Origin of the sequence: Nocardia sp. NPDC004604 (assembly GCF_040609795.1) — a bacterium.
Taxonomy (GTDB): domain Bacteria; phylum Actinomycetota; class Actinomycetes; order Mycobacteriales; family Mycobacteriaceae; genus Nocardia.
Map to the genome: position 1 here is coordinate 37230 of NZ_JBEXLC010000006.1, position 23389 is coordinate 60618.

At 65.8% G+C, this 23389-nt stretch carries 20 protein-coding genes; 5 read left to right on the forward strand and 15 right to left on the reverse strand.

Annotated features, from left to right (window positions below):
• Nucleotide 1: 1 nt before the first annotated feature.
• Genes ABZW16_RS04600 through ABZW16_RS04625 form a run of 6 tightly spaced genes read right to left on the reverse strand, consistent with a single transcriptional unit; the run spans nt 2 to nt 5870 of the window.
• Nucleotides 2-1258: an FAD-dependent oxidoreductase gene (locus ABZW16_RS04600; protein WP_354952159.1), complete on the reverse strand. Its 1257-nt coding sequence runs from the start codon at nt 1256-1258 to the stop codon at nt 2-4.
• Nucleotides 1246-2181: an MBL fold metallo-hydrolase gene (locus ABZW16_RS04605; protein WP_354952161.1), complete on the reverse strand. Its 936-nt coding sequence runs from the start codon at nt 2179-2181 to the stop codon at nt 1246-1248. Before ABZW16_RS04605 ends, ABZW16_RS04600 begins: the two co-directional genes overlap by 13 nt.
• Nucleotides 2178-3101, reverse strand: coding sequence for an aromatase/cyclase (locus ABZW16_RS04610; protein ID WP_354952163.1), 924 nt, complete (start codon nt 3099-3101; stop codon nt 2178-2180). The genes ABZW16_RS04605 and ABZW16_RS04610 overlap by 4 nt, the downstream gene beginning before the upstream one ends.
• 11 nt (nt 3102-3112) lie before the next feature.
• Nucleotides 3113-3367: an acyl carrier protein gene (locus tag ABZW16_RS04615; RefSeq protein ID WP_354952165.1), complete on the reverse strand. Its 255-nt coding sequence runs from the start codon at nt 3365-3367 to the stop codon at nt 3113-3115.
• A 23-nt stretch (nt 3368-3390) separates the two neighbouring features.
• Nucleotides 3391-4605, reverse strand: a complete 1215-nt coding sequence (locus ABZW16_RS04620; protein ID WP_354952167.1) for a ketosynthase chain-length factor — start codon at nt 4603-4605, stop codon at nt 3391-3393.
• A complete protein-coding gene (locus ABZW16_RS04625; RefSeq protein WP_354952169.1) occupies nt 4602-5870 on the reverse strand; it encodes a beta-ketoacyl-[acyl-carrier-protein] synthase family protein in 1269 nt (422 codons plus the stop codon). Before ABZW16_RS04625 ends, ABZW16_RS04620 begins: the two co-directional genes overlap by 4 nt.
• A gap of 169 nt (nt 5871-6039) precedes the next feature.
• On the opposite strand from ABZW16_RS04625, the gene accA reads away from it, so the two are divergent.
• Entirely contained in the window at nt 6040-7731 is a 1692-nt protein-coding gene (gene accA / locus ABZW16_RS04630; RefSeq protein ID WP_354952282.1) for an acetyl-CoA carboxylase carboxyl transferase subunit alpha, read from the forward strand.
• A gap of 4 nt (nt 7732-7735) precedes the next feature.
• Entirely contained in the window at nt 7736-9097 is a 1362-nt protein-coding gene (gene accC, locus ABZW16_RS04635) for an acetyl-CoA carboxylase biotin carboxylase subunit (protein WP_354952171.1), read from the forward strand.
• On the opposite strand, the gene ABZW16_RS04640 is transcribed toward accC, so the two are convergent.
• Nucleotides 9094-9927, reverse strand: a complete 834-nt coding sequence (locus ABZW16_RS04640) for an AfsR/SARP family transcriptional regulator (RefSeq protein WP_354952173.1) — start codon at nt 9925-9927, stop codon at nt 9094-9096. The two genes, accC and ABZW16_RS04640, sit on opposite strands and share 4 nt — an antisense overlap.
• 409 nt (nt 9928-10336) lie before the next feature.
• Between ABZW16_RS04640 and ABZW16_RS04645 the strand changes: the two genes are divergently transcribed.
• Both ABZW16_RS04645 and ABZW16_RS04650 read left to right on the forward strand, forming a co-directional pair.
• Complete coding sequence (locus tag ABZW16_RS04645; RefSeq protein ID WP_354952175.1) at nt 10337-10978, forward strand: helix-turn-helix domain-containing protein; 642 nt, start codon at nt 10337-10339, stop codon at nt 10976-10978.
• Nucleotides 10975-12582 carry an MDR family MFS transporter gene (locus ABZW16_RS04650; RefSeq protein WP_354952177.1) on the forward strand — a complete coding sequence of 536 codons (1608 nt, stop codon included), beginning with the start codon at nt 10975-10977 and terminating at the stop codon, nt 12580-12582. The genes ABZW16_RS04645 and ABZW16_RS04650 overlap by 4 nt, the downstream gene beginning before the upstream one ends.
• A 50-nt stretch (nt 12583-12632) precedes the next feature.
• Here ABZW16_RS04650 and ABZW16_RS04655 read toward each other — a convergent pair whose 3' ends face one another.
• The 7 genes from ABZW16_RS04655 to ABZW16_RS04685 form a co-directional block, all read right to left on the reverse strand.
• Nucleotides 12633-12854, reverse strand: a complete 222-nt coding sequence (locus tag ABZW16_RS04655) for a hypothetical protein (RefSeq protein WP_354952179.1) — start codon at nt 12852-12854, stop codon at nt 12633-12635.
• Between the two features lie 78 nt (nt 12855-12932).
• A complete protein-coding gene (locus tag ABZW16_RS04660) occupies nt 12933-13838 on the reverse strand; it encodes an alpha/beta fold hydrolase (protein WP_354952181.1) in 906 nt (301 codons plus the stop codon).
• The gene (locus tag ABZW16_RS04665; protein ID WP_354952183.1) at nt 13838-15562 is read right to left on the reverse strand and encodes an alpha/beta fold hydrolase; all 1725 of its coding nucleotides are present in this window, start codon (nt 15560-15562) and stop codon (nt 13838-13840) included. The genes ABZW16_RS04660 and ABZW16_RS04665 overlap by 1 nt, the downstream gene beginning before the upstream one ends.
• Before the next feature lie 39 nt (nt 15563-15601).
• The gene (fabG, locus tag ABZW16_RS04670; RefSeq protein WP_354952185.1) at nt 15602-16435 is read right to left on the reverse strand and encodes a 3-oxoacyl-ACP reductase FabG; all 834 of its coding nucleotides are present in this window, start codon (nt 16433-16435) and stop codon (nt 15602-15604) included.
• 214 nt (nt 16436-16649) lie between these two features.
• On the reverse strand, nt 16650-18071 hold the full coding sequence (locus tag ABZW16_RS04675) for an NAD(P)/FAD-dependent oxidoreductase (protein WP_354952187.1): 1422 nt from the start codon (nt 18069-18071) through the stop codon (nt 16650-16652).
• On the reverse strand, nt 18068-19882 hold the full coding sequence (locus ABZW16_RS04680; RefSeq protein WP_354952189.1) for a DUF3556 domain-containing protein: 1815 nt from the start codon (nt 19880-19882) through the stop codon (nt 18068-18070). The genes ABZW16_RS04675 and ABZW16_RS04680 overlap by 4 nt, the downstream gene beginning before the upstream one ends.
• Nucleotides 19883-19909: 27 nt before the next feature.
• Complete coding sequence (locus ABZW16_RS04685; RefSeq protein WP_354952191.1) at nt 19910-21370, reverse strand: AMP-binding protein; 1461 nt, start codon at nt 21368-21370, stop codon at nt 19910-19912.
• A 169-nt stretch (nt 21371-21539) separates the two neighbouring features.
• Between ABZW16_RS04685 and ABZW16_RS04690 the strand changes: the two genes are divergently transcribed.
• Entirely contained in the window at nt 21540-22901 is a 1362-nt protein-coding gene (locus ABZW16_RS04690; RefSeq protein ID WP_354952193.1) for a helix-turn-helix domain-containing protein, read from the forward strand.
• Between the two features lie 117 nt (nt 22902-23018).
• Here ABZW16_RS04690 and ABZW16_RS04695 read toward each other — a convergent pair whose 3' ends face one another.
• Entirely contained in the window at nt 23019-23333 is a 315-nt protein-coding gene (locus ABZW16_RS04695) for a L,D-transpeptidase (RefSeq protein WP_354952195.1), read from the reverse strand.
• Between the last annotated feature and the right edge of the window lie 56 nt (nt 23334-23389).

Consider the following 23389-nt stretch of genomic DNA (forward strand, 5'->3'; position numbering starts at 1 on the left):
ATCAGTTCTCCCTGAATTTCGATAGGGCGGTGACGGTTCCGGCGATGGCGGCCGCCGGTGGCACCGGCTCGCGCCGGATGCCGAGTCCGATCACGCGGGCCACCAGCCGCGGCAGGCGGGGAAAGCGGCGCAGCAGGCGCACGAGCACGGGTTTATCGGTGCCCGGCCGCCCCGCGTTCGGATACAGATCCGATAGCAGCCGCAGTTGCGCGAATTGGACTACGCGCATGGGGAATTCGCGTCTGCGCTGCACGGCGCGCAACTGGGCGAGGCTCGGTCGGGCACCCGTGCTCAGCGTGGGTGCGAGCAGGCGGGCGGCCGCGATGGCATCCTGCACAGCGAGATTGATGCCGACCCCGCCCGCGGGCGACATGGCATGCGCCGCGTCGCCGATCGCGAGCAGACCCGGCCGATACCAGCGGCGCAGCCGATCCACCCGTACGTCAAGGGGTTTCACATCGTCCCAGGTGCGAATTTCCGCCGCCAGCTGGGTGGTCAGGCTGGGATAGATCGCGGCGAGTGTGGCCCGGAATTCGGTGAGTCCGCCCGCCTCGACGGTCGCGAATCCGCCCTTCGGGATCATGTACGCGACCTGGAGGTAGTCGCCGCGGTCGATGCAGACGATGAAGAAGCCCTTGCCGCTGCGCACGGTGGGCAGCCGTTCGCCGTCGGGTTTGCCGACGCGGAACCACAGCACGTCCATCGGGGCGGCACTGGCGGCGACGTCCAGTAGGCCACGCACGATCGAATTGCGCCCGTCCGCCGCGATCACCAGCTGGGCCCGCACCTCGAGGGGGCCGTCCGGCGTGCTGGCCCGTGCGCCGACCACCGTATCGTCCTGGTGGATCAGCTCGGTGACCTCGGCCTGCTGGATGAGCCGGAAGCCCGGATACCGCCTGCCCGCGTCGGCGAGAAAGTTCAGCACATCCCACTGCGGCATGAACGCCACGAACGGGAAGCCACCCGGCAGCGTGCGGAAGTCGGCGAAGATCACCGGACCGCTCGCGGTGGCCATCGGCAGCTGCGGCAGTTCGACGTGCGGTAGCGCGAGGAATTCCGTCGCGAGCCCCAACTCGTCCATGGCCCGCAGTGTGGACGGATGCACGGTATCGCCGCGGAAGTCCCGCAGGAAGTCCGGATGTTTTTCCAGCACGAGCACTTTGACGCCGGAGCGGGCCAGCAGCAGACCGGCCATCAGCCCGGCCGGTCCGCCGCCGACCACGCAGACCTGCACCGATTCGGTTATCACGCCAGACATGTCGGCACCTGCCCGTGGTTGTAGACGATCATCTCGTCGAAGATCGACAGCACATCCAGGGGTTCGCCGATCGGACCGCCCACCAATTCCGCATCGGCGCGGTACAGATTGCCGACGATCCGTTCCTCATCGACCAGGTCGGCGAATTCGCCGTGATCGGCCTCGAGCGCGATGGCCAACGGGGTGAGGCCGAGCGAGCGTCCCTCGGCGGCGAGTTCCTGCACCCACCGCAGATACCGCAGTGTCCGGTCGAAGATTTCGGGTCCGGTGACCGGACCGTGTCCGGACACCACGGTCCGCGCACCCAGTGCGGCAAGTCTGCTGGTCGCGGTGATCGATCCGCTGACCGATCCCATGAGGCAGAACGGCGCGGCACCCGACATCACCAGATCTCCGGCGAAGAGCACCTTCTCCTCGGGCAGCCACGCCACCACATCGTTGGTGGTGTGTGCGGCCGGTCCGAGGTGGATGAGCTCGACGCGGCGTTCGCCGATATGCAGGGTGATCCGGCTGCTGAAGGTGATGCTCGGCAGCGTGACGCGCACGTCGCCCCATTGCACCTGGGGCCACAGTTCGGTCAGGGCGAGTCCGGTTTCGATCATCTCGGGCCGGATCCGGTCGTGGCCGACGACGACCGCGGCGGGGCCGAAGAGGTGATTGCCGAAATTGTGGTCGCCGTGGTGGTGGGTGTTGACAATCGTTCTGGCGGGGCCGATATGGAGTCCGTCGACGAATTCGACGAGCGCGCGGGTGCGCCCCTCGGTCGCCAGCGTATCGATCACCACCGCCCCGTCCGGCCCGGTCAGTACACCCGCATTGCTGACACACCAGCCGCCTCGGTGGTGGGTGTACGCGTAGACCCGGTCGGCGATTTCGCGCACCACGGGGTCACCGGCCACCTGCGGTGGTTCGGTGGCCGTCATGTCGGTGACTTCACGGTCTCGGAATACCGCACGGCGCACCGCAGGGTATTGCGGCTGTTGGTCGATAGCGCATCGGTGAGATAGGCGCGTGCGTCGGCGAGATCGGTGGTGGCCCCGAGGATTTCGCGGGCGGCGGTCGGATTGATCGCCACGGTGTGCCGAGCGGTCACCACCGCGCCATCGGGACCGTCGGTGAATTCCCATGCGCCGCTGTGCCCGAAGAGCATGGTCGGCGGCAGCAGCTGTTTGTAGTCGATGCGCTCATTGGACGAGCAGACGCGCACTGATTTGGTGGTATGCGGGATACCACCCTCGGTCACGGTATCCATCTCCATCAGCTGCACGCCCTCGGCGTCCTCGGTGAGCTCGATCCGGCCGACATGCGGGACGTGTTCGGGCCAGCGCTCGCTGTGGTAGACGAAGTCGTATGCCTCGGCCGCCGAAATATCCAGCGTGACAGTGTCTTCGAAGGTGTGCACGACATCCTCGACCGGATGGCCGAGCTCCGCTATGCGCGCCAGCGCGGCCAGTTCGGTTTCGCTATTGCGATCCACCGCGCCCGCGACCACATTCCGGTCGGCCCCGTCCACCACCGTGAAGCGATGGTCGAGGGTTACCTTCGTGGTGCCGGAGTCGATTTCGCGGATCGACCAGCTACCGCCCATGGACGCGATCGGCGCCTGGCTGCGCTCCTGTTCGAAGACGATGCGCCGCTGCGCCGCATCGAGCACCCGGCGGGAGGTCCAGTTCTTCACCTCGCCATTGACGGTGGCCCACAACCGGAACCGCTCGTCATCGGGTCCGCGGTGCAGATGGCGCACCAGTACGCTCGGCGCGAAGATCACCGGCCACTTGGTCACATCGGCCACCAGGGCGTAGACGATCTCGGGCGGCGCCTGCACCACCCTGCGGTGGCTCATCACCTCGATATTCATGCCGCACCCGGCAACTGACTGTTGACGATATCGACCAGCTCCTGTGGCGTCTTGACATCGATGAGCTGCTCCTCTGGAATCGTCACGCCGAAATCGCGTTGGATCCGGGAGGCCGTCTCGATGAGCGCCAGGGAGTCGTAGCCGAGCTGTTCGAAGTCGACGCCGGCGATATCGCCGGCGAGTTCGGCGATATCCTCGCCGCCCGCGCATTCCACGAGGATCCGGCGTAATTCGGTGATGGTCATGGTCATGATCGGCTCCCTAGATATTCGAATCAGTCGGTGACGGCGCGTACGACGACCGCGGAGTTGAAACCCCAACGGCCACGCGCCAGGACGAGGGCGCCGCCGACGGTGGCGGGCCGGGGTGCGCCGAGAACCAGGTCGATCCGGTAGTCCTCGGCGAGGGTGGTGGTGTGGGCGGTTGGCGGGATCACCGAATCGCGGATGGCCAGCAGCGCGGTCACGATGTCGAGCGGGCCCGCACCCGAGAACAGTCGTCCTGTCAGCGGTTTCGTCGCCGTGACCGGGACTGTGCCGGCCCCGAAGACGGCTTCGATGGCGGCCGCCTCGTCTCGATCGCGGTCGGGCACGCCCGCCGCGTCCGCGAATACGACATCGATGTCCTCCGGCCCGACACCGGCATCGGCGAGTGCGAGCTCGGCCGCTCGGCGCAGACCCGAGGGCCTTCCGGAGCCGGGGGGCGGATCGAATGTCGATGCGTATCCGGCGATTTCGCCGTGCACTTTCGGCACCCCACGGGTTCGGGCCGCCGCCGCATCCTCGACCACCAGCATCGCCCCGCCCTCACCGGGCACATATCCCGATGCCTCGACATCGAAGGGCAGGTAGGCGCGCTCCGGTGCGTCCGAGGTGCTGACCGCACCGCTGGCCAGATGTGCCGCCCAGCCCCAGGGATCCAGCGCCGAGTCGACCCCGCCGGTGACCACCAGCGGGGTACCGCGACGCACTGTGCGCCTGGCGTGTCCGACCGCGTCCAATCCGCCCGCCTGTTCGGCGACCAGCGCGCTGCTCGGTCCGCGCATACCGTGCCGGATCGAGATCTGCCCGGTGTTCACCGCGTAGAACCAGGCGAACGATTCGTAGACGCTCACATGTTCGGAACCGCGCGACCACAGCTTATTGAACTCGCGGTGGGTGAATTCGAAACCGCCGGAGGCATTTCCGGTGACCACGCCCATGTCGTAGTCGGTCAGTGCCGCGGTGTCGACCTTGGCATCGTCCAGCGCCCACTGCGCGGCGGCCAGCGCCATCCGGGTGGAAATATCGGTCTGCGGCAGCAATCGACTCGGCAGATGTTCGCCCGCGTCGAAATCGGCAACCTGCCCGGCCAATCGCGCGCTGCTGCGGCTCGCGTCGAACCGGGTGAGTGGCGCGATACCGCCGCGACCGCCCAGTACCGCATCCCAGAACCGTTCGACGCCAAGGCCGTTCGGCGCGAGCACACCCATTCCGGTTACCAGGATCATGCCGCCACCTCCTGCGGTTTGCGCAATACCATCGCGCTCTGGAAGCCGCCGAATCCACTGCCGACGGTGAGTACGGTGTCCATCCGGTGATCGCGCGCGGTGAGCGGTACATAGTCCAGATCGCACTCGGGATCGGCCTCGTGCAGGTTGGCCGTCGGCGGCACCACCTGGTATTCCAGGGCCAGCAGTGAAGCGGCGATCTCGACCGAGCCGATCGCACCGAGCGAATGCCCGACCATCGACTTGATCGAGCTCATCGGTGTCGCATAGGCGTGCTGGCCGAGACTGCGCTTGACCGCGGCGGTTTCGTGCCGATCGTTCTGTCGGGTGCCCGAACCGTGTGCGTTGATGTAGTCCACGCCGGTGGGGTCGATGCGCGACTCGTCGAGTGCGACGCGGATCGCCTCGGCCATTTCCCGCCCATCGGCCTTGAGACCGGTCATGTGGTAGGCGTTGCAGCGTGTTGCGTAGCCGGTGATCTCGGCGTAGATGTGTGCGCCGCGTTTGCGCGCGCTCTCGTACTCCTCCAGCACGAACATCGCGGCGCCCTCGGCGAGTACGAAGCCGTTGCGCGAATTGTCGAACGGGCGCGAGGCGTGTTCGGCATCGTCATTGCGCGAGGTGGTCGCCTTGATCGCATCGAAGCAGGCCACCACGATCGGCGTAATCGGGGTATCCGCGGCCCCGGCCAGCATGACATCGGCCGAACCTTCGCGAATCAATTGCACCGCGTGGCCGACCGAATCCAGTCCGGATGTGCAGCCGTTGGAGACCATGGCGACCGGGCCCTCGGCACCGACACTCCAGGCCACCTCGGCGGGCATCATGCTGGGCACCATGTAGTCGAACATGTGCGGGGACAGATAGGTCTGGTCGACCAGCCAGTTCTTACCGGAGTCCGATAGCACCAGGTACTCCTGTTCGAGGCTGGTGGCGGCGGCCACCGCGCTGCCGAGGCTGACGCCGAGCCGGTGCGGGTCGAGCGATCCGATATCGATGCCGCTATCGGCCACCGCTTCCCGTCCGCACACCACGGCGAATTGCACCGCCCGGTCCATGCGGCGAATCTCCCTCGGCGAGAGGCCCTCCCGAATCGGGTCGAAGTCGGCTTCGCCAGCCACCTGGGATCGGTACGGTGTCGGGTCGAAGAACGAAATCCGGCGGGTGGCGGTGCGTCCTTCGGACAGAAGTTTCCAGAACTCGTCCTTACCGGAACCGCCGGGCGCGCGGACACCGAGTCCGGTGACGACAACGCGGCGGCTCATTCCGCACCACCGGATGCGTTGGGGTTCATGGCGTTATCTCCCTTCGATCGTGTACTCGAGCATCGAAGGCGGCGCTCGAACCTGACTCGAGTGCCGGAGTCGAGCTGTTCTCGAGCGGGCGCGCGCAGGCTGTGGGTCACACCTTCCTCGAGCACAGGAGATACGCGTGATGAAGTCAGCACTCGGCTCGGACGGCGCCGCGGACTGGGTGCTCTGCCCGGCCTGTCTGATTCCGCTGTACGGCAAGCGGTTCGCCCGCGACCTCGGCGTCTGCGGTGAATGCGGCAGACACACCCCGATCACCGCCGAGCAGCGCATCGTCCAGCTCGCCGACGAGGGCCGCTACCAACCCCGCGCCGTCATCCCCACCGACGACGACCCGCTGACCTTCACCGACACCAAGCCCTATCCGGACCGGCTCGCCGCTGCGCGGGCACGCACCGGCATGCACGATGCGGTGTTGTGTGCGCTCGCGGAGATCGAGGGCAATCCGGTGATCATCGCGGCAATGGATTTCCGCTTCCTCGGCGGCAGTTTGGGCACCGCGGTCGGGGAAATGATCACTGCTGCCGCGGAAACTGCACTCGACGAACGGATTCCGCTGCTCATCGTTACCGCTTCCGGTGGGGCGCGGATGCAGGAGGGGCCGCTATCGCTGATGCAGATGGCGAAGACCAGTGCGGCGCTGGAACAGTTGGACCGCGCCGGAATCCTCACCATCACCCTGATCACCGATCCGACCTACGGCGGTGTCGCGGCCTCGTTCGCGACGCTGTCGGATGTGCTGATCGCCGAGCCGGGCGCACGGCTGGGCTTTGCGGGCCGCCGCGTGATCGAGCAGACCATCCGCCAGGAGTTGCCGCCGAGGTTCCAGACTGCCGAATTCCTGTTGGAGCGTGGCCTTATCGATATGATCGTGCCGCGCGCGGGTCTGCGGCAGGCGTTGGGTTCCCTGCTGCGAGTCGCCGGTCCGGTCGACCCGACCGGCGATGCGGTCACCGAACTCGATGCGGGGACCATCACCGATCCGGCTCGGATGCCCGACAGCGATCCCTGGGCGCAGGTCCGGCGTGCGCGGACGCCGAGCCGGCCGACCGCGCTCGATTACTTCGCCCTCGCCTTCGACGGCTTCCACGAGTTGCGGGGGGATCGGATTTCCGGGGACTGCCCCGCCATTGTCGGTGGCACCGCGTGGCTGGGTGAGCAGCCGGTCGTGGTGATCGGGCACCAGAAGGGCCATGAGCCGAAGGAGATGATGGCCCGCAACTTCGGCATGCCGACACCGGCGGGTTACCGAAAGTCGGCGCGGCTCATGCGTTTTGCCGAAAAGCTCGGGCTGCCGGTGATCACCCTGATCGACACTCCAGGGGCCTATCCCGGTGCGACTGCCGAAGAGCAGGGGCAGGCCGTGGTGATCGCGGAGAATATCCGGCTGATGTCGGCGCTGCGGGTGCCCGTGATCAGTGTGGTGATCGGTGAGGGCGGTAGCGGTGGTGCGCTGGCACTCGGCGTCGCCAACCGGGTGCTGATGTTCGCGAACGGCACGTACTCGGTGATCAGCCCGGAAGGCTGCGCGGCCATCGTATGGAACGATCCCACCGCCGCGCCGAAAGCCGCTGCCGCGCTGTCACTTACGGCCAGTGATCTGCTGCTGCTCGGCGTCGTCGACGCGGTCTTGCCCGAACCGGGCGATGATGTCGGCACCGCACCGCTGGCGGCGGCGAATCAGCTGCACCGGGCGCTGACCGCGAGTCTGCGGGAGCTGACCGGGCGCAGCGGTGCGGACCTCGCGGCTGAGCGGCGGGCGCGATTCCGCCGATTCGGTGCGCGGCAGCAGGTTCCGGTCCGTTCGGTGGCATAAGAGAGTGCGGGACACCATGTTCGACAAGATTCTGATCGCCAATCGCGGCGAGATCGCGCTGCGGGTCGCGCGCACCTGCCGGGAACTGGGTGTGCGCACCGTCGCGGTGCACTCGGTCGCCGATGCCGAGTCGGCAGTGGTGCGCTTCGCCGATGAATCGGTGCAGATCGGGCCAGCGGCGGCCAAGCGGAGCTACCTCAATGCTGCGGCGGTGCTGGCCGCCGCCGAGCTGACCGGAGCCGATGCCATCCATCCCGGATACGGATTCCTCTCGGAGTCACCGGATTTCGCGGATGCCTGCCGTGCGGCGGCGGTCACGTTGATCGGTCCGCCCGCCGATGTGATGGCCCAACTCGGCGATAAGCAGTCGGCGCGCACGCTGATGGCCAAGGCGGGCTTGCCGCTGCTGCCGGGCAGTCTCGATCCGCTCGAACCCGATGCGGCGCACGCGCTCGCCGATTCGATCGGCTATCCGGTGATCATCAAGGCGGCCGCCGGTGGCGGCGGGCGCGGTATGCAGGTGGTGCGTGAGAGTGCGGCGTTTCCGCACGCCTATCAGCAGACCCGGGCGACCGCGCGAATGTTGTTCGGCGACAGTCGAGTCTATCTGGAGAAGTACCTCGAGGGCGCTCGGCATGTCGAGATCCAGGTGCTGTGCGACGGCTACGGCAACGGTGTGCACCTCGGGGAGCGCGACTGCTCGGTACAGCGCAGACATCAGAAGCTCATCGAGGAATCGCCCGCGCCCCGGCTGCCGGACGGGCTCGCGGCGCGGATGGGCAAATCCGCGGTGGACGGGGTGCTGGAAGCGGGCTATGTCGGTGCCGGAACCGTGGAATTTCTGGTGGATCGCCAAGGGAATTACTATTTTATGGAGGTCAACTGCCGAATTCAGGTCGAACATCCGGTCACCGAAATGGTTACCGGTATCGATTTGATCGCCGAGCAGATCCGGATCGCGGCCGGGCAACCGCTCGGCATCGCCCAGCGGGATATTTCCCTGCGCGGCGCGGCAATTGAATGCAGGATCAATGCCGAGGACCCGACGGCCGAATTCGCACCGGCTCCCGGAATTGTGGCGGAATTCACACCGCCGGGTGGTCCGTTCGTGCGCGTGGACACGCATGTGCACGCCGGTTATTCGATTCCGCCGCACTATGACTCGCTGCTGGCGAAACTCATCGTCTGGGCGCCGGACCGGGACCGGGCGCTCGCGCGCATGCGGCGGGCGCTGGCCGAATTCCGGATTTCGGGTGCACGGGTGCAGACGACCCGGGATTTTCTGTGCGAGGTGCTCGATCATCCGGCCATGCGGTCGGCGATGCATTCGACCGCGCTGGTGGACGAGTTGTTGCGGGACGGTTAGGCGGGTTTTGCTCGCGCCGAGCGGAATTCGGGGGAGTACCAACCGATGAGATATCCGGCGTGGCGGCTGTTGAGCATGGCGCTCACCGATACGTCGGAGGCGGCAAGGATGTCCTGATGCAACTTCTGCAGCTTCTGGCACGGGTCGAGGCCGAGTTCGCGCTGCATCGACCTACTGAACTGCTGGTAAGAGGCCAGCGCGCGGGCGCGCTGGCCCGAACGGCACAGTGCGAACATGTAATACGCCTGCAGCCGCTCGTGCAGTGGGTGCTGCACGGTGAGTCGGGCCAGGTCGGGGCAGACTTCGCGATATCGACCGAGCCGCAGCTCGGCCTCGACGCGCAGCTCGATATTGGTCAGCCGCAGGTGATCCAGATGCGAGATCTCCGCTGCGAGTGGCATCCCACCCTCCACATCGACCAGCGCCGGACCGCTCCACAGCGCCTCCGCGGCGGTGAACAGGTCGACCGCTCGGTAGTCGTCGCCGGTCTTGGCGGCACAGCGGGCGGCCTCGGACATGGTTTGGTAGTCGCGCAAATCGAACAGGCAGTCCTTGACGTCGAACGAATAGCCCTTGCTGCGGGTGCGCAGAAAACGTTCGGCCACTTCGGCCTGTCCGATGCCGAGTTGTTCGGCCATCTTCTTGCGAATTCCGAGCACGTAGGTCTGTACGACGGTGACGGCGCTGCGCGGTGGGTCGTCGTTCCACAGCTCTTCGACCAGGGTGGTGACCGGAACGACGGTATCGTGCCGGACGAGAAGTAATGCGAGTAGTTGGCGTTGCTTTTGCGCGGTTGGCGTTGCGTTGTGATTATTGAGAGCAAGCGTCAATGGACCTAACACACGAGCGCACACTGGATACTTCACTTGGAGTTCTCCTACGGGCGTAATCCCCCCGACCGATGTGAGGTTCTCGAAATCCCACCTCGCTGTAGGCAAGGTCAACAGTAGCGAAAATTGCATCTCGAGTCGATGAAACTTGAGTTATATCGGAGTTAATTAGGTTCGAGATGTGCGTCAATTCTCCTACGTCGCAAGGAGATTCGGGCACCCACGAATTCGTAGGATGACCTCTGTGTGACGGGTTGTTCCTCCGGTCGTTTCCGGATGACACGAGTGGGTGCGATCGTCCCGGGCGTGGCGGTCATCTGAGCTCAGGACCCTTGCGGGCCATCTCCGTCGCAAGCACCCTCGAACTTGCAGTTTATGAAAAATTGCAGTTTGTGCTACTTTGGCGGACATGTCCAAGGCGAATCGCGACGAGCGACCGATCGGGTTGCGGGAGCAGAAGAAGCGCCAGACCCTGCTCGACCTCTGTATGGCCGCGCGGCGGCTGGCGGTCGAGCGGGGGCTCGACGCCACCACCGTCGAGGACATCGCCAGAGCGGTCGGGGTTTCCCCGCGCACGTTCTTCAACTACTACGAAACGAAGATGGACGCGGTCGTCGGACCGGTCGACGAGATCGGCACACCGGAGCTGCGTGCGGAGTTCGTCGCTGGCGGACCGAGCGGTGTGCTGATGGACGACCTCACCTGGTTGTTCGCCCACGGATTCGAATCCGAAACCGTTGTGCGCGAGGGTATTTCGCTGGTAGCCGCGCTCATCAAGACCGAGCCGCGGGTGCTCGCGGCCTTCGTCGCCTCGGGTGCTCGACTGGAGAGCGTCATCGGCGAACTCCTCTCGGCACGGCTCGGCACCGACCTATCACCCGAATTCGTCGGTCTGGCAGCGGGATTCATGACGACTATCACCACGAGGGCGGCCATGTCCTCGGCAAATGATCCGACCGTATCGCTGGCAGCGGCGGTACACGAACACGGTGCGATGGCCGCCCGGCTGTTCGAGCAGCCGGGCGGCAGGAGAAGGAGAGGTAAGCAATGACCGTTACGGCTGAATCGCCGCCCGTGCCAATTGTGTTGACCCAGAGACGAATCTGGCTCATCTTCGGAGCGTTGATCGCGGGGATGTTCCTGGCCAGCCTGGACCAGACGATCGTCGGCACCGCCATGCCGACCATTGTCGGCGACCTCGGCGGCATCTCCCATATGGCCTGGACCGCGACGTCCTATCTGCTCGCGACGACCATCATGATGCCGATCTACGGCAAATTCGGTGACCTGTTCGGCCGTCGCTGGCCGTTCCTGTTCGCCATCACCATCTTCACGGTCGCCTCCATCGGCGCCGCGGCGTCGACGAGTTTCTGGGAGTTCATCACCTTCCGTGGCCTGCAGGGTGTCGGCGGCGGTGGTCTGATGATCCTGGCCCAGGCCATTATCGCCGATGTGGTGCCCGCCAAGGACCGTGGCAAATATATGGCCCCGATGGGCGCGGTCTTCGGCATCACGTCGGTCGCCGGTCCGCTGCTGGGCGGCTTCTTCGCCGATCATCTCGGCTGGCGCTGGTGCTTCTGGATCAATGTGCCCATCGGTATCGCCGCGCTGTTCATCGCGTTCCGCTACCTGAGCATTCCGAGCCACCGGCCCAAGACCCGGCCCGACTACCTCGGTGTTGTATTGATGTCGGCGGCGACCACGCTGCTGATCCTGATCACCGACTGGGGTGGCAAGCAATACGCCTGGGGCTCAACAGTCATGGTCACGATGATCGCCGCGTTCATCGCCGTGGTCGCGGCCTTCGTACTCGTGGAAGCGCGCGCCGAGGAGCCGATGCTGCCACTGTGGTTGTTCCGCAACCGCACCTTCGTGCTGACCTCCGCGATCGGCTTCCTGGTCGGCCTGGTGATGTTCGCTGCCCTGGCCTTCATTCCCACCTATCTCCAGATGGCAACGGGCGCTTCGGCTTCGGTATCGGGTCTGCTGCTGATCCCGATGATGGTCGGCCTGATGATCGCGCTGATGGCCTCGATGACCATGGTCACCAAAACCGGCCGCTACAAGGCGTATCCGCCCCTCGGCGCGGCGCTGATCATCGTGGATATGCTGTGGTTGACCCGCCTGGACGCCGACACCGCGATGTGGGTCGTCTCCGCAATGCTGTTCGTCATGGGCGCCGGCCTCGGCCTGATCATGCAGATCATCGTGCTGGTCGTGCAGAATGCGGTGACCCCCAACCAGATCGGCACCGCGACCAGCGCCAACAACTACTTCCGCGAAATGGGCGGTGCACTGGGCGTAGCCATCTTCGGCTCGATCTTCACCAACCGGTTGACCGAAGGTCTCACCGACGTCTTCATCTCCCACGGCCCCGAAGCCGCTGCGGCGAAACTGGATCCGGGCGGCCTGGTTCCCTCGGTCGTCAAACACCTCCCCGACGTGCTGCACGACGCCATCGTCGGTGCGTACGTGGATGCCTTGGTCCCCGGCTTCTGGTACCTGATCCCGGGCGCGGCGATCGCCTTCGTGCTCGCACTGTTCATCCCACAGATGAAACTCTCCGACGAAGCGGGCATGGTTGCGCGCGGTGAGGCGGTGATGGCGAAGGACGCGGCTGGCGAGCCGGAGCCGGAGCTGGTTTCCGAACGCTGAGGCGGTGGCAGCCGAAAGATGAAGCGCTGACCGGGCGATCGATGGCCCGGTCAACGCTTCGATCGGGCGACCTCGGGGAAGCGGGTCCGGAGCTGGTCCAGGCATCGGCGCACTTCGCGCAGTTCCCGAATGAGCAGTCGGGATTCGGTTGTCGCCCTTGGACTGCCGCGTCTGGTCAGTGTCTTCTCGATTGTGGCGGTCAGTGACTCGGCCTCGGCGGTGAGGAGGTCGTAGAACACACGTGCCTGTGCTACATCGGATTCGTCGCGCACCAGCTGCTCGTATCAGGCGATCGGCATCCCAGGACGCCGGGTGTGTTGCCTGTTGTGCAGGTTTTCGTTGCCCATAGTTCATATTCGCGGTGCCCGGCGCACGTCGTCAATGCGGTACCGGTCCCCAGCTGTGGGCGCTCGAGTCGGACGTGGGCGCGCGCGGGCCGATCGGAGAAATCCGCTGATCACCGGACCGAATGTGGCCGCGTCGGTAACGACGTCGACATGTCCGCCCGGATGTAGGTGCAGCGTCGAATGCGGCAGCATTCGGTGCATGATGCGGGCGTTGACGACCGGGATGATCGGGTCGTCGGTGCCCGCGACGATGAGTGTGGGCTGCCGAATCGCCCACAGCGCGGGCAGGCTGGTCCACAGCGAACCCGCGAGGAGTTGGTACAGGTAGCCGCGCAAGGATCCCGCGTGCACCTGACGGTGGAACAGTTCGGCAACGCGCTCGGGATCGGTGCGTGCGGTGCCGCCGTAGCTGGCCGCGGCGATATCGGTGGCGTACTCCGGATCCCGGAACCGGCGCGGTGTGACCATCTTGACCAGCACCCGCGGGTGGGCAGGCACCATCAGCACGCCGGTCGCCGCCGACACCAACACCAGCCTGCGACATCGGCGCGGGTTCTGAAAAGCGAATTGCTGTGCCACCGCACCGCCCCACGACAGGCCGAGCAGATCGACGCGGTCGATGCCCAGTTTGTCCAGGATGCGGCCGAGTAGCCAGGCCAGATACGGAAACCCATAGGGGAGTGGGGAATGCGGTGACTCGCCGGTGCCGGGCACATCGAAACTCACGACCGGGATCTCGAGGTCGAGCCCGTCGACAATCGGCGCGAGCACCTCGAGCCCGGCGCCGATGCCATTGCACAACACCAGCGGTATGCCCCGTCCCGGCCGGATACGCACTCGAATCCGTTGGCCGAATACGGTGATGATGTGGTCCCCGATGGCGGCGATCATCGGCTCACTGCGCGACATCAGTGTTCGTGGACATAGGTGCCCGGCGCCGGACCGACGGGTGGCAGGCCCTCGGCGCCGAGCTGTTGCGGCGCGGGCTTTTCAGGTCCGCCGCGCTCGGCGAGCCAGGCGACGTAATCGGGCCACCAGGAGTCGGCGGCCCGCTCCGCCGTTTCCAGCCATTCGTCGGGACTTTCGGTGTCGGCGGGCCCGAATCGATAGGACGCCTTGGGATTTCCGGGCGGATTGACCAGCGCCGCAATATGTCCGCTGGTCGAGAGCACGTACCGCTGCTGCGCGCTGCCCAGCAGACGTGCGCTGCGATAGGTGGCCTGCCACGGGCTGATGTGGTCGGCGATGCCACCGATCACATATGAATCGACGGTCACCTTCGACAGATCCACCGGCGAGTCCAGCATGCGCACCGCACCCGGTTCGGTCAGCGAGTTGTGCAGCCCGAGCAGCACCATATCCCGATGCAGGGCCGCGGTCATGCGCGTGGTGTCCGCATTCCAGAACAACACGTCGAACGCCGCGGGCGCGCGCCCCTGGACGTAATTGTTGACCCAATACCGCCAGATCAGATCGGTCGGCCGCAGCCACGCGAACACCTCGGCCAGCGCACGTCCGTCGAGATAGCCCTTGCGCTCGGACATCCTGATCGCCGTATGCGCCTCCTTCTCGCCGAGCGCCGCCGAGGCGAAACCTGCCTTGGACTGATCGAGTACGGTGACTGCGAGCGTCAGGCTCGCCAGCCGATCGTCCTCGCCGATATCGGTGAGATGCGCGGCGACCATGGCCGCGAGAATGCCGCCGGAACAGCTCGCCATCAGATGCGCGCGCTCGGTCCCCGCGATCCGCCGCACTGCGTCGAGTGCTTCCACAATGGCGGCGCCGTAGCTGTCGAATCCCCAATCGTGGTGCCGGGCATGCGGATTGCGCCACGATATCGCGAAGACCTGCTGGCCCTGCTGTACGAAATACTCGATCATGCTGCGGCCGGGTGCGATATCCATGACATAGAACTTGTTGATCACCGGTGGCACCATCAGCAGCGGAACCGTGTGCACCGTCGGTGTCTGCGGGGTGTACTGGATCAACTCGAACATCCGTGTTTTCAGCACGACCGCGCCCGGTGTCGTGGCGATCGTCTCGCCGACCGCGAACGCATCCGGCTCGACCATCGCGGGAACTCGCGGCTGACTGGCGATATCGCGCAGGAATCGGCGCAGGCCGCGGACCGCGCTCAGTCCGCCGGTATCGATGAGCGCCTTCCAGCCCAGCGGGCTGAGCAGCGGGTTGTTGCTCGGCGACGCGCCCTCGATCACATTGTCGAATACGAACTTCATCCGCTCGCCATCGCGCCAGTCCAGATCGGCGTCTCGGTAGAGCGTCTCGGCGGTCTCGGATGCGGCCAGGTAGGCCTGCACTGCTCGATGCAGCAGCGGATTCTGTTGCCACGCGGGGTCGGCGAAGCGCTTGTCGTACTTGGCCGGTTCCCGGGTGGCCGAACCGCGGGCGATAAGGCCGAATTCCTTGACCAGTGATCGGCCGCGCTCGGCGACAGTCCCCGGCTTGCGGGCCAGATTGGCGGCCATATGTGCCCAGGAGGTGTTCGGTGTCATGCGGCGGCGCAGGCCGAAGGCGGGGCCGAGCAGCAGCAGATCGAGCGGAGCGGCGAGCTCGTCCGCGCCACGGGCGGTGGTGGGTGGGTAATTGCGTTCGGTATCAACGGTATTCGTCACGATGACTCCTCTCGGGTGGATAGTTCGACGGTGCCCGGGTCACATATCCATGCCGCCGTTGACGCTCCACACCTGTCCGGTGATGTAGGCGGAGGCGTCAGCGGCCAGGAAGTGCACGACCCTGGCGACTTCCTCGGGGCGACCGGCCCGTCCCACCGGGATCTGGGCGGTGAGCTTGCTCATCACCTGCTTCGGAATGCGGTCGGTCATGTCGGTGGCGATCAGGCCGGGCGTCACGGCGTTGACCGTGATGCCGATGCCGTAGTCGGTGCGCAGGCCGGATTTGTCGAGCTGGCAGGCGGCCTCCTTGGCCAGGGTCTTGGTCAACCCGAACAGCCCCGACTTGGCGGCGGCGTAGTTGGCCTGGCCGATATTGCCGGTCTCACCGACCACGGAGGACACGTTGACGATGCGTCCGGTCCCCCGTTCGACCATGTGCGCAAGCGCGGCCTGGGACAGGAAGAAGGCGCCGGACAGGTTGACCGCGAGCACGGTGTGCCAGTCCTCCTCGGTCATCGCGGCCACCGTCTTGTCCATGGTGATACCCGCGTTGTTGACCAGAATGTCGAGTCGGCCATGGGTTTCGATCACCTCGGCGATGGTGCGGCGACAGTCGGCGGCGGAGCTGATATCGCCCTGATGAGCCGAAGCGGTGGCGCCGTGCGCCCGGGCCTGCTCGGTGAGGTTCGTGACGAAATGGTCGGCGCTGTCCTTGTTGTAGCCCACGGCCACTGTGGCGCCCTGGCCAGCGAGGCTGCGGGCGATCGCGGCGCCGATACCGCGGGTGCCACCGGTGACGAAGGCGACGCGGCCGGTGAGTTTTCCGGTGCCCAGTCCGAGCCCGGGGATTTCTTGAACGTACGAAGTGGTCATTCCTGATGCTTTCTGGGTATTTGGAATCTTGGTATGCCGCGCCGTTGCTAGCTGCAATTACTGTCGTATGGAATTCGATCGGGATCATCGTCTCGGGGAGACGAGAACCAGGGAATTCATTGGCAGGAGGACACAGGACCTGCAAACATGCGGTACCGCTATCGGTGTGCGGCCGGTCGGCCCGAAGTGACATCGATCTCGGGCAACCCGATTGCTAGCCGATTTCTTCCAGGTGACGCAGCGCCGATTGCGCGGCGTTGGCGCCGCACATACCGTGCGCGCCGGGACCGGGTGGCGTGGCCGCGGAGCAGATGTACATTCCCGGCACGCCGACGTCGTACGGCGACAGTGTGGTGCGCGGACCGAAGACCAACTGACGAATATCCTTGGCGCCGGTCATGATGTCGCCACCGACATAGTTCGGGTTGTAGGTCGCCATCTCCGTCGTCGTCCGCACGGACTGCCCGACGATGCGCTCCCGGAAACCAGGCGCGAACCGCTCGATCTGGGCGATGATCGCCGCGGTCGCATCGCCGGTATATCCGTTGGGCACATGGGCGTAGGTCCACAGCGGATGGACGTTGCCGACCGAGCGCTGCGGGTCCGCCAGGTACTGCTGCCCGACCAGGACGAACGGTCGCTCCGGCATCCGGCCCGCGTGGATATCCCGTTCACCGGCGGCGATCTCGGCGTAGTTGCCGCCAAGATGCACCGTCCCGGCGCGGTGTGCGTCCGGATTGGTCCACGGCACGCCGCCCTCGACCGCGAAGTCGACCTTGAAAGCCCCGGGTCCCTGCCGAAAACGGTGGTACGCCTTGGCGATTCGGCGCGGCAGCCGATCGCCGAGGATATCGGCGACGGCGCCGGGTGCAAGGTCGAACATCGTGATGTCGGTGTGCGGCAACTGCGATATTTCGTCGATGCGGGTCCCGGTCTCGATCTTGCCGCCGAGATCGGCCAGCAGCGCGGCGAGCGCGCCGCTGATCGATCGCGATCCGCCCGCCGCAACGGCCCACCCGTGCCGGTGCCCGGCGGTGATGATGCCCAGTCCGATCGCGGAGGTCAGCGGCTGATGCAGCGGCCGAAAGGTATGTGCCGCGATGCCACCGAACAACGCCCTGGCCGCCGCGGTCTGGAATGCCCGTGCCAGCGTCGAGGCGGGCAGTATGGTCGGAATGCCGAATCGTGCCAGCGTCAGCGGGTGGTGTGGCATTCGCAGCAGCGGGCCCATGATGTCCTGCGCCAGCGCGTCGTACCGGGCCACCGGGCGATCGAATGCCAGCCGCCAACGTGCCCCGTCTCGGCCGAGCCCGGCCGCGGTCTCCTCGACCGAGCGATGCAGCACCCCCGCCGAACCGCCGTCGAGCGGATGTACGCAATCTATCTCGGACCAGCGCCACTGCAGCCCGTACCGGTCGAGGCCGAGACTGCCGAGGAATTGCGAGCCGACGGCCATCGGATGGGTGGCCGAGCAGTGGTCGTGCAGCAGACCGGGCACGATCGCCTCGCTGGAGCGGGTGCCGCCACCGATCTCGTCCGCCGCCTCCAACACGGTGACCTGTACTCCGGCCGCCGCGAGGGCGACGGCGGCGGCGAGCCCGTTGGGGCCGCCGCCCACCACGGTTGCGGTGCTCATGCCAGCGCTCCATGCCCGTGCTCATCCAGGATGACCGGTGCGGCAGTGGGCTTCGGTTCGGTCAGCGACCAGCTCACCTCGGTCGGGATCGGACCGTTGGGCAACCACGGCTGCTCAGCGACCGCGTCGGCGACCTTCCAGGTACCGCGCTCGATCACCCCGAGCGCCCCGTCGATCACCTTGTAGTGCTGAACCTTGCTGCCCACCGCCTGCGACTCGACCCAGACGACGATCAGCTCACCCGGCTCGAATTGTGCCTCGGTCTGCACAGCCCGGACCAGATCCTCGTTGTGCAAGTGCCCGTCACCGAAGTTGAACCCGATCAGCGAATTGCAGATGAATTCCGCCTCGCGCACCGTACGGGCATCGATATCGGGCAGGGATTTCAGCAGCACCGAGAACAGGCCGCGGCCCTGACTGTGCATGGTGCGCCAGGCGATGGTCTTCTGCAGGGTGATCTCGGCCCATTGCGGTTCGTAGCCGAACTCGATGAACTGGTCGAGTTGATTTCGCGCCGTCCTGGTCACGCGATCCAGTTTGGCCTCGGCACCGGGCGCGAACGCCCACACCGCCGATGCCCAGTTGCCCGCGTACTGCCGCATCGAGGGCAGGAAGGACACCTTGTCGGGGCGGAAATTACCCAGGATCGGGAAGAACACCAGCCCTGCCACGATCACCATGGTGAGCCACGGTGAGGACATATCGGTGACGCTGTAGCCGTCCCAGTTGGGGAAGCCGAGAAACAGGAAGATCGTGGTGTAGGCGAACAGCACATTCCACTCCAGCGGCACCGCCAGCGGGAAGGTCGACACGATGAACAGGTGGAACACCACCATCGAGGTCGCTGCCGCCACGGTGAGCCAGATATTCGTCGAGAAGAACAACGTCAGCGGTGCGACGATCTCCACGAAGGTGCCGCCGACGTGCGCCATCAGATCCGCCACCCGGGACGGCCGCAGGTCACGCGGGAAGTCGCGATAATGCGCCCGCTTGATCCGGGTGAACGGCATCGAGGGGCTGTTGCTGACCATCGGCGGGACCACATTGGCGAAATGCTTGCCGAACTTCGACACACCCGCACCGACCCAGACGACCAGGATCAGCAGCTTCAGCGCGATGATCATGTCCACGAATGGCAGCACGGTGAAGAAGACGAGCGCGGGCAGGTACTGCTCGCCGCGAGCGGCGAGGAAGACCGTCTTGTCGCGCAGGCCATTGAGCACCAGCAGCACGATTGCGGGCACGATGAGCGCGGGGGCGACCAGGCCCGAGGTGTTGTCCGGGATCGCGGCGGACAGCGAGTCACTGTGCACGCCGGGCAGAACCAACGGAACCGCCACGGCGACCAGCATCGCCACATAGAGCACGATGTCGAACCAGGTGCGGCGATCACCCCCGGTGAACGGCACCCAGCGCCATGGCCGCAGCCGAATGGTGCCCGGCCTGGCCCAGAACAGGATGCCGCCGGTCATCGGCTTCACCTTCCCTGCGAGCGGTCCCCATGAGCCCGCGACACCGATCGCCTCGAGCAGGACGGTCCACAGCACCGCCTTCTGGTAGACGATCGGCTGGTCCCACCACTGCGAAACATGCCAGAACGCAGGCAGATCCGAGGTCACGGTCGCCACGACAATGCCGCCCAGCGCGTAGCACAGCAGCAGCTTCAGGATGTAGATCGTGTGCACCATTCGCGGCGAACCGAATCCGTGCTCGCCCCAGCTGACGGCGAGGATGCGCATCCGCTCCATGAGCGGCTTCCGCAGAAATGTTTCCGGATCGACGGCTGGGAGATCCGGCTTTGTGAAACTCATTGTGAACTCCTAATTTTCGAATGTATCTCAGGCGCCCTGGAGGTGCAGCGATTTACGCAGCGAGGATTTGTCGATCTTGCCGACGGCGTTCTTCGGCAGCTCGTCGAGAATCGTGATCGCCACGGGCAGTTTGAATTTCGACAGCGCGCCGCGCGCGTGCTCATGGATCCTCTCGGCGTCGATCTGCGCGCCGGAATTCAGCGAGACGAACAGCACCGGCTGTTCGCCGTACACCCCATCGGCCCGGCCGACGACCGCGGCCTCAGCGATTTCGGGCAGTTGATAGATGACGGTCTCGATCTCTTTCGGATAGATGTTCTCGCCGCCGCGAATGATCATGTCCTTGGCCCGGTCGACCAGCACGAGATAGCCGTCCTCGTCGATGCGTCCGATATCGCCGGTGTGCAACCAGCCGCCCGCGAGCGCCTTGGCGGTTTCGTCGGGGCGATTCAGGTAGCCGCGCATGACATTCGGTCCGTGCACCTGCACCTCGCCCGGTTCACCGTCGGCCACCGGGAGGTCGTTGGAGTCGACGATCCGGATGGTCTGGCCGGGCAGCGGCAGCCCGACGGTGCCCGGCTTGCGCTGGCCGCCGATCGGGTTGACGGTGCTCGCGCAGGAGCCCTCGGACAGTCCGTATCCCTCGACAATCGGTATGCCGTAACGGCTTTCGAACTTGTCCAGCAGTTCGACGCTGGCCGGTGCCGCGCCGCATACCGCGAATCGCACGGCCGAGGTGTCCGGTCGCACATCCGCGGGCAGATCCGCCAGCATCGTATACATGGTCGGTACGGCGGAGAAGTAGGTCGCGCCGCTGCGTTCGATCCGCTCGAAGAAGGTCTTCGGGCTGAACCGGCCCGCGATGGTGGTCCGGCCACCGGCCAGCAATGGCGACAGCGTGCCGACGACAATGCCGTTGACATGGAACAGCGGCAGGATGAGCAGGCTGTGGTCGGCGCCGGTCAGCTCGAATGCGTCGATCACCATGCGGCACATCGCCTTCAGGTTGGCGTGGTCGAGCATGACGCCCTTCGGGCGGCCGGTGGTGCCGCTGGTGTAGATGAGCACAGCCAGCGCGTCGTCGGACTGCTGGACCGGATCGGCGAAGGCCGGGGGTTCGGCGGTCAGCTCACGCACCGGCAACAGCGCGGGTGTGGCCAGTTCGATCTGCCGATCGGTGACCAGCACCTTCGCCCCCGCGTCCGCCACCTGGTATGCGACCTCGGACGGGACGAGTGTGGGGCTGAGCGGGGTGACGGCCGCACCGATACGCCACGCGGCGAACAGGGTCACCACCAGGCTCACGGTGTTGGGCAGCATCACGGCGACCACGTCCTGGGCGCCGATGCCCTGGCTGCGTAAGGTCGCCGCGGCCCGCTGGACGGTCCGGAGGAACTGAATATTGTTCAACTCGACGTCATCGTCGGCGATGCTCGGTCCGTACGGGTCGCGGGTGGCGCGTAGATCGGGGAGTTCCGAAAGGTTCATGGACAATTCCTGGTCTGGGGGGTTTCGAAGGGATACACCAAACGATAGGAATCGGACATCTGGTAAACACCGTCGCGAAAATACGAAGTCCGCGGCCGGTGTTGTCGTGGGAAGACAACCGCATCAGGAAATCGATCACCCTGGTCGGCGCAGCGATCTACTGTTGGTTATGGCTGACCGGCGCCGGTTCGACGATGCAGTCGTCATAGAGAACGCCGCGAGGATCGAAGGGCTGCTCCGTGCCAGGCTGGGCGAGGTATCCCGGTCGATTCAGCAGACCCTGGCCGCCGAGATTTCCGAACTGCGGGGTAATTCGCAGCTCATCGAATTACTGGGCGCCAGCGTCGAGGGAAATATCGATGCGGTCTTCCACGCGTTGCACTACGACATCCCGATCGAGCGCGTCGAACCGCCGACCGCCGCGCTGGAGTATGCGCGGCGCCTGGCCCAACACGATGTCTCCTCCAATGCGCTCGTGCGGGCGTACCGGCTCGGTCAGCAGGCGCTGCTCGATGTGATCCTGGACGAGATCCGCACCGCGGACCTCGATCCGACACTGAGCCTCGATGTCTACGAGCGGATGACAACGGTCTCCTTCCGCTATATCGATTGGATTTCCCAGCAGGTCGTCGGGGTGTACGACGTCGAGCGCGATCGGTGGTCGGAGCACCGCAACAGCGTGCGCGCCGTCCGTGTGCGCGAGCTGCTCGAGGACGGCGAGGTGGATCTGGACGCGGTCACCGCGGCAATCCGCTACCCGCTCAGGCGAATTCACCTCGCACTGATTCTCTGGTACCCCGACGAAGTGAAGGGCAACGAGTTGGTGCGGCTGGAACGCTTCCTGCGCGAGCTCACCGAATCGCTACCGACACAGGGGAGTGCGTTGTTCGTCGCCGCCGATCGAGTCAGCGGTTGGGGCTGGATTCCGTTGAGCGCCGAGACCGCGCCGACCGTCGCGGGGCTGGTGCGTCGGTTCATCGCCGGGCGCCACGATGCTCCGTGTATCGCCCTCGGCATGCCACTGCCCGGTGTCGAGGGCTTCCGCCGCTCCCATCGGCAGGCCGAGAGCGTCCGCAACGTCGCCATCGCCGCGGGTCCACGCAGCGAGCGCGTCACGGCGTCCGGCGACCCCGGGCTGGCCGCGGCCGCACTGCTGAGCGGCGATCTGCCCGAGGCTCGGGCCTGGGTGCGCGATGTGCTCGGGCCGCTGGCGACCAACTCCGACAACGATGCGCGACTGCGCGACACCCTGCGCGTCTTCCTACATCACGGCGCGAGCTACAAGGCCGCCGCCGACGAGCTGAACCTGCACTTCAACTCGGTGAAATATCGGGTCCAGCGCGCCGTCGACCGCCGCGGCCGCCCGATCGGCGAGGATCGCCTCGATGTCGAGCTCGCCCTGCTGCTGTGCCACTGGTTCGGTCCAGCGGTTCTCGGGCCCGTCGATGACGGCCTTGTCACGACCGATCGCATTCGCCGCGCGAACCGGTCAGCCGTCGGTCCGGAACGGGGCCCGAGCTCGGCGATGTGAGGTGTCATCAATGCGATGCGGTGGTCGGCGTTGGTGCGCAACGACTTTGCCGCCGACCCGACGGATACGAGAAAGCCATGGCGGTCGATTCCGCTCAGGCCTTGCTCGGTGACGGTGTCAGCGGACGACCTCGACGATGTCACCGGGGTTGAGGTGGTGGTAGGTCGCCTCGGCGCCCTCGGGGGTCATCCGGATGCAGCCGTGCGACTGTTCCTCGATGGGGCCGATATGGGTGGCGATATCACCGTTGAAGAAGACGGCCCACTTCATCGGAGCGTTGTGCATGGTGCTCCAGAAGTCCTCCCTTTTGAAGGAGACCCGGAAGACCCCGGGCGGCGTCTCGTACCCGGGTCGACCGTGGGAGATCGGGGTCGGACCGTAGGTCACCTTGCCGTCTTCCATCAGCCAGGCTTCGTTCGTGGACAGCCGCATACACATCCGTGCGTTCTCGGCACACGGTGCATAAACGGGAGCTGGCGGAATGGGCG